The 6,386-nt window shown below is 61.5% G+C and carries 9 protein-coding genes; 6 read left to right on the plus strand and 3 right to left on the minus strand.

The window, feature by feature from the left end:
* Nucleotides 1-410 (minus strand): LEA type 2 family protein (locus tag AUR66_RS18505; RefSeq protein WP_197409875.1); only part of this gene is annotated, 410 nt, incomplete at its 3' end.
* 189 nt (nucleotides 411-599) lie between these two features.
* Between AUR66_RS18505 and AUR66_RS18510 the strand changes: the two genes are divergently transcribed.
* The 4 genes from AUR66_RS18510 (at nucleotide 600) to AUR66_RS18525 (ending at nucleotide 2,123) form a co-directional block, all read left to right on the plus strand.
* The gene (locus tag AUR66_RS18510; protein WP_058573605.1) at nucleotides 600-782 is read left to right on the plus strand and encodes a DUF7525 family protein; all 183 of its coding nucleotides are present in this window, start codon (nucleotides 600-602) and stop codon (nucleotides 780-782) included.
* Nucleotides 783-833: 51 nt separating this feature from the next.
* Nucleotides 834-1,058: a DUF7123 family protein gene (locus AUR66_RS18515; protein WP_058573606.1), complete on the plus strand. Its 225-nt coding sequence runs from the start codon at nucleotides 834-836 to the stop codon at nucleotides 1,056-1,058.
* Nucleotides 1,059-1,100: 42 nt separating this feature from the next.
* Entirely contained in the window at nucleotides 1,101-1,532 is a 432-nt protein-coding gene (locus tag AUR66_RS18520; protein ID WP_058573607.1) for an SRPBCC family protein, read from the plus strand.
* A 363-nt stretch (nucleotides 1,533-1,895) separates the two neighbouring features.
* Nucleotides 1,896-2,123: a hypothetical protein gene (locus AUR66_RS18525; protein WP_058573608.1), complete on the plus strand. Its 228-nt coding sequence runs from the start codon at nucleotides 1,896-1,898 to the stop codon at nucleotides 2,121-2,123.
* An 83-nt stretch (nucleotides 2,124-2,206) separates the two neighbouring features.
* Here the strand turns inward: AUR66_RS18525 and AUR66_RS18530 are convergent, their stop codons facing one another.
* Entirely contained in the window at nucleotides 2,207-3,733 is a 1,527-nt protein-coding gene (locus AUR66_RS18530; RefSeq protein ID WP_058573609.1) for an aldehyde dehydrogenase family protein, read from the minus strand.
* A 168-nt stretch (nucleotides 3,734-3,901) separates the two neighbouring features.
* Here AUR66_RS18530 and AUR66_RS18535 point away from each other — a divergent pair, with 168 nt between their 5' ends.
* On the plus strand, nucleotides 3,902-4,633 hold the full coding sequence (locus AUR66_RS18535) for a helix-turn-helix domain-containing protein (RefSeq protein WP_058573610.1): 732 nt from the start codon (nucleotides 3,902-3,904) through the stop codon (nucleotides 4,631-4,633).
* A gap of 34 nt (nucleotides 4,634-4,667) precedes the next feature.
* Here AUR66_RS18535 and AUR66_RS18540 read toward each other — a convergent pair whose 3' ends face one another.
* Complete coding sequence (locus AUR66_RS18540) at nucleotides 4,668-5,507, minus strand: proline dehydrogenase family protein (protein WP_058573611.1); 840 nt, start codon at nucleotides 5,505-5,507, stop codon at nucleotides 4,668-4,670.
* 183 nt (nucleotides 5,508-5,690) lie between these two features.
* Between AUR66_RS18540 and AUR66_RS18545 the strand changes: the two genes are divergently transcribed.
* Nucleotides 5,691-6,386 (plus strand): ABC transporter substrate-binding protein (locus tag AUR66_RS18545; protein WP_197409876.1); only part of this gene is annotated, 696 nt, incomplete at its 3' end.

A 6,386-nucleotide genomic window follows, 5' to 3' on the forward strand; every position in this document is an offset into this window, starting at 1 on the left:
GCGTCCACGCGGAGTGTGGTGTGCTCGCCGTTTTGGACGTGCGAGACCCACCACGTGGGGATTCGGTCGTTCGAGAGCGTCGTCTGGAGGGGGATTGCCGTCTCTCCGCTCCCGATAGCGACGCCGTCTTTCTCACCGTTCGCCATCTCCAGCCCATTCATCGACACCGTGTAGTCGACGCTGACGCCAGAGAGGTTCGCCGACAGTGGGTTCGGATTGTCGACGTCGACTTCGGATTCGATGACCGTCGCCGTCTCGTTGACGCCCGCGAATCGGTTGTCGACGCCCTGCACACTCGGCACACCGAGGACGCCCATGGCGAACGCGCCAGCGACGCCGCCTCCGACGAGGAGGAGTGCCACGAGTGCGATTCGGAGTTTCCCGCCGAACAGCACAGATGTCAATCCCATCGTAGAGTCACAGGAAGCTACTGGTACAAATGTCGAACGGCCGACGACGGCTTTGTGTCGTGGTCACACGATTCGCGGGGCGGGCCTTCGAGTGCGGACCTGTCACGGACGCAACTCACGTCGATGGGAACCAGTCACGCGACACTCGCTGTCGAATGAACTAAGTACGCACCCGAGAAGGTCGTGGATATGGAAACCAAGACGGTGCAATCCGACAAGTCCATCGGCTTTGCGGCGTTGTTCGGCGTGCTCACGCTCGTCGGTGCAGGGCTGATGGTTGCTGGACCGGACCAACTGACGAAAGCGGCTGGCTTCGCGGTGGCAATTATTGCAGCCTCGCTGGCCGTCTCCGGCGCTCACATCTTCCAGTAACGTAGAATACAAGTAACCGTTAAGAGCGCACATTCCCTAGACGGGGCGAGGATGACCGAGTACACCGACGAGGAACAACGCATCATCGCATACCTCCGCGATAGCGTTAGCCGCGGAGAGGGGTACTTCCGGGCGAAGAACATCGCCGAAGCGATTGGTCTGACCGCAAAGCAAGTCGGTTCCCGCCTCCCCCACCTGGCTGAGAAATCTGAAGACGTGGAAATCGAGAAGTGGGGTCGTGCCCGTTCGACCACCTGGCGCGTCACCCTGAGCTAATCGATTCAGCGGCTTTTTACTGACGAGGAGTGATGTTATCGCATGACCGTCCGCGTGAAACGAACGTTCGAGTTCGACGCCCCCGGCGAGGACGTCTGGGAGTTTATCGCTGACCCGGCGAAACGAGCGGGAGCCATCAGTGTCGTCGAACGCTTCGATATCTCCGACGATGGACGCCACGCGACGTGGTATCTCGAACTCCCGATCCCCCTCGTCCGGTCTACGGTCAAAGTCGAAACCGAAGACGTGACTGTCGAAGAACCCACCCACGTCAAATTCGTCGGTCGCTCGCGCGTGATGCGGGTCACGGGTGAGCACACCATCGAATCGAGCGACGAGGGGTGCCGACTCGTCAACGAGTTCGTCGTCGACGGCCGACTCCCGGGCGTCGAGACGTTCTTCGAGCGGAATCTCGACCGCGAACTCGACAACCTCGAAGCGGCGCTTCGACAGGAACTCGAATCGACCGCGTGACCCAGCGGCGTTGCGCGCGCACGAGACACGCTATACAGTGTTACGGTGGGTTTATACACCATGGCTCCTTAGCCAGAATCGCCGACGCAATAGGCGCTTTTCTCGCCAGACGTCGGCGACTCCACATCCGCCGCACTCGCTGCAACGTATCGGGGTCCGTTGCGGCTTCCAACGACGTGGCCACGTCGTTTCGCGCCCCCAAGCCCGGAGGGGGCGCACCCCTCGCCTCGTCTCACTCCGCCAACTGGTGACACGAGCGAACACGGAGGGCCGCTCCCTCCGTCACTTTCACACCGTCGAGCGGCGCCACACTCCCCTGTTTCCTCCCACCAGAGTCAATACGCCGAGGCTGGGTGATGGTGTATGGCGTCTGACTCGTCGCTCGAACGCTTCCTGATGGACTTCGGACTGCGGGCCGGTGCTGCCGCTGTGGTCTTCGGAATCTTCGTCGGCCTCGGCTACGTCAACCGAATCGACCTGTTTGGACTGTCGAGCACCCTCGGTTCGCAGTCTGCGTTCTTCGCTGCGGCGTTCTTCCTCGTCGGACTCGTCGCCGGTGGCTGGATACTGTTCCGACGACATCGAACGTGAGCTTCGGCGACTGCCAGCAGTCAGTCAGCAGTGACGTGTTCGGCAGCGAAAAATAGAACGTCGTGGGCTTCGGACGAGGCTACTTACTCGTCGTCTTTCGTCTTGATGTCCGCGGAGAGGCCCTGTGCCATCCGAATCTCTTTCGAGTTGTTGAGCGTCCACGCGGTACGCTCGGTGACTGCCTCGATGATTTCGCGAGCAGACGGGTAGCCGTTTCCGGACTTCTTCACACCACCGAACGGCAGGTGGACCTCGGCACCGATGCACGGGAGGTTCCCGTACGCGAGGCCGACTTCCGCGTTGTCGCGGTAGTAGTTGATCTGGCGGTAGTCCTCGGAGATGACGGCACCGGCGAGGCCGTAGTCGGTGTCGTTCTGAATCTCGACTGCCTCTTCGATGTCACCGGAGTACTTGAGCAGGGCGACGTGCGGACCGAAGACTTCCTCGTGGGTGCAGCGCAGGTCTTCTTTCGCATCGGCCTCGTAGACGAATGGGCCGACCCAGTGGCCGTCCTCGTGGCCCTCGGGAATCTCGTCGTCGCCGAGTTCGGTACGGTCGACGAGGACGTTCACGCCTTCCTTCTTGGCGAGTTCGTTGTACTTGGTGACCTTCTCTTTGTGGCCGTCCTCGATGAGGGGGCCCATGAAGGTGTCTTCGCGAAGTGGGTCGCCGACGGAGACGTCCTTGGCGAGTTCGACGTATCGCTCTTTGAACTCGTCGTAGACGTCCTCGTGGACGATGAGACGCTCGGACGAGACACAGCGCTGGCCGGTCGTCTTGAACGACGACATGACCGCGGAGTGGACCGCGATGTCGAGGTCCGCCTTCTCTGTGATGATGATGCTGTTCTTGCCACCCATCTCACACGCGGCGAGTTTGCCGGGTTGCTGGGCGACCTTGCTCGCGACTTCGTGACCGACTTCGGCGGACCCCGTAAAGAGCACGGAGTCGACGCGTTCGTCGTCGACGATGGAGGCACCGGCGTCGCCGAAGCCCTGTACCATGTTGAACACGCCGTCCGGGATGCCGGCGTCTTCGAACATCTCGGCGATAATCTGGCCACACCACGGGGTCTGCTCGGCAGGTTTCCAGACGACCGTGTTCCCCTCGACGAGGGCGACGGCCATGTGCCAAAACGGAATAGCGACCGGGAAGTTCCACGGGGTGATACAGCCAACGACGCCACGGGGCTTGCGGCGCATGTAGGCGTCCTTCGCGGGAATCTCGGAGGGGATGACGTCGCCCTTGGGGTGACGGGCGTCACCGGCGGCCCACTCGACCATGTGGTACGCCTCGATGACGTCGGCGCGACCCTCGGAGATTTCCTTGCCACACTCTTTGGTGACGACTTCTGCGAGTTCCTCGGTTCGGTCACGCAGTTCGTGGTAAATCTCCCAGAGGTACTCTGCGCGTTCGATGTGCGAGAGGTCGCGCCACTCCTCGTACGCGTCGTCCGCCGCGCCAGTCGCAACGTCGATGTCTTCCGGGGTTCCGCGTCGGAACGTCGCCAGCGTCTCGCCGGTCGCCGGATTCTCGCTCTCGAACGTCTCCTCACCGGAGCCGTCTGTCCATTCGCCGTTTATATAGTGTCGGTAGACATCCTGCGCCATGATGGTGATATTTGCGGAACTTACATTAATAACCCCGGCACCTCCCATGGGAGGGTCACCCACGTCGCGTCGGCCATCGTTCCGCCGGTCGAGAGAGACGAATTACGGGTACTGTCACGCGTTGTGACCATAGACAACGTCTTACACTCACACCTACTACGGCGCGGTATGAGCGAGCGCATGGCAGGGCAAGGCACGCGCCTGACGCTCGACCTCTGGCATCCGAACTGCTGGGCGATAGAGGCGACGAGTAAACACGACGGAGGGATTCTCGCACACGCGATTTACGATACACCCGCCGGTGAAATCGAACGACCGAGTGGACGGATGAACGGACTGTTCACCGCCTACGGCGAGTCCGCCGACGTCGTAGAGACACTCCTCGACACTATCGCGGACTCGACGTTGACCGGCGACGTACTCGAACTCCAGGAACGGTTCGATTCACGAGGGAGACAGGTCGCACCGGGGTCGGTCGCACGGGAATTCTTCTTGGAGTACGACCCGGGAGACATGATAAATCCGTACCTCCTCGAACAGGGGTTCGTCCACAGCGCTCCGGCACGGATAGAAGACGGAAGAGAACTGTGGCAAGTCTGGTACGCCGGCGAACGAACCGAGATTCGAGACCGAATCGACGCCGTCATGGACAACAGTGGGGCGGACATCGAGGTCCAGTCGATAACGTCCGCGTCGGGGGCAGAACCGAAGCGGGAGCGACAACTCGACACGTTGACCCAGAGTCAGCGAGAGGCGTTCGAACTGGCGCGTGAGCAGGGATATTACCGCTGGCCACGCGAGGTATCGACCCGCGAACTCGCGTCGATGCTCGACATCTCGAAGACGACGCTGCTCGAACACCTGCGAAAAGCTGAATCGAAACTGCTGGACCCGCAGTAACGAATTCAAAAACGGCCGAGAGAGCTGAACGTTCTCAGACGCCGACGACTGCTCGCAGGGCGAACAGCGCGTTCTCCTTGCGCTCGCGCACGCGACGATAGAAGTACTGGAACCACTTGTCACCGTAGGGGGCGTACTGCCACACGTCGACGCCCTCGGCGGCGAGTTCGCGCTGTGCGTCCTCGCGCACCCCCATGAGCATCTGCACTTCGTAGGGCGTCCCGTACTGGTCGTGCAGTTCACGGGCGTACGAGAGCATCGCCGGGTCGTGACTGCCGACGGCGACGCCGTCGTCGAACTCGGCGAACATGTACTCCAGCAACTCGCGGTACACCTCGTCGACTGTGGCCTTCTTCTTGTGGGCGACGGACGCGGGTTCGTTGTACGCGCCCTTGACGAGTCGAACCTTTCCGGGGACGGACGCCAACCGTTCGAGGTCGTCCGGGGTTCGCTTCAGGTTCGCCTGGACGCAGACGCCCACGTTTCCGTCCGTCTCGTGGCCGAGGTCACAGACTGCGTCGAGGGTGACGTCAGTCGTCGTATGGTCTTCCATGTCGACCCAGACGAAGATGTCTTCTTCGGAGGCGGCCTCCACGATTCGGTCGAGGTTCTCTCGGAAGACACCGTCACTCGCGTCGATGCCGATTTGCGACGGCTTCACCGAGATGCACCCGTCGATATCCGCCGCGGCGACGTCGCGAACGAGCGAGACGTACGCTTCGGCGTCGGCGTCTGCGCCGCGTCGGTCACTGTAGTGTTCTCCGAGTAGATTCAGTATCCCCGAGACTCCGTCACGGTTCAACGACTCGACGTGCGAGACTGCACTCTCGGCCGTCTCACCCGCCACGAACTTGTTCGCGATGGGGGGTATCATCGCTCCCGTGTTTTGAGAGTCCCCTCCTAAAGGGGAACCCTACCAAATAATTCTGAGTATTATACTCTGGAATTTACGCAATACTCGCGCTCGCGTACACGAATTCGGTCGCTCCCGACCATGGGCGGTTACAGGTATATTTACGACAATCGGCGAGAAGTCCATGTTATGACACCGCAAGACATAGACCGCAGAACCTTGCTGAAGCTGTCAGGACTGTCGCTCGTCGGCGCGACTGCCGGTTGTCTCGAAGGCGAAGACGAAGAACCGGCCACCACCGAGCAATCGGGCGGCGGTGGCGGCGGTGGCGACGACACCGAAGAGACGACGACTGCGAGCGACGACGGCGGAGACGGCGGTTCCTCGTACACCATCGGGATGGTCGACTCGCTCACCGGGTCGCTCGCACCGTACGGCGAGCGCAACACCCGTGGCCGCGAACTGGCACTCGAAGCAGTCAACGAAGTCGGCATCGGCGACGATGGTGCCTCGCTCGACATCTCCGTCGAGGACGACGAGAGTACGAACCAGGGCGGCGTCAACGGTGCTCAGAAGCTCGTCAACCAAGACGGCGTCCCACTACTCATCGGGTCCGTCGGTTCCGGTGTGTCCATCGCAATCCACGACAGCGTCACGAAGGACGCAGGCGTCGTACAGATTAGCCAGAACAGTACCAGTCCCGAACTGACGACGCGTCCAGAACTGAACCGCATGAGCCCGTCCGGTGCGGCGAAGGGGACGGCACTCGCCAACCTCGTCTACGACGATGGCCACGAGAACGTCGCCGTCACGTGGATCAACAACGACTACGGGACCGGCCTGTCCGACGTGTTCGCCGAGACGTTCGAATCCGAACTCGGCGGCACCGTCTCCTACAAC

The sequence above is a fragment of the Haloferax profundi genome (genome assembly GCF_001469865.1).
GTDB classification, from domain to species: domain Archaea; phylum Halobacteriota; class Halobacteria; order Halobacteriales; family Haloferacaceae; genus Haloferax; species Haloferax profundi.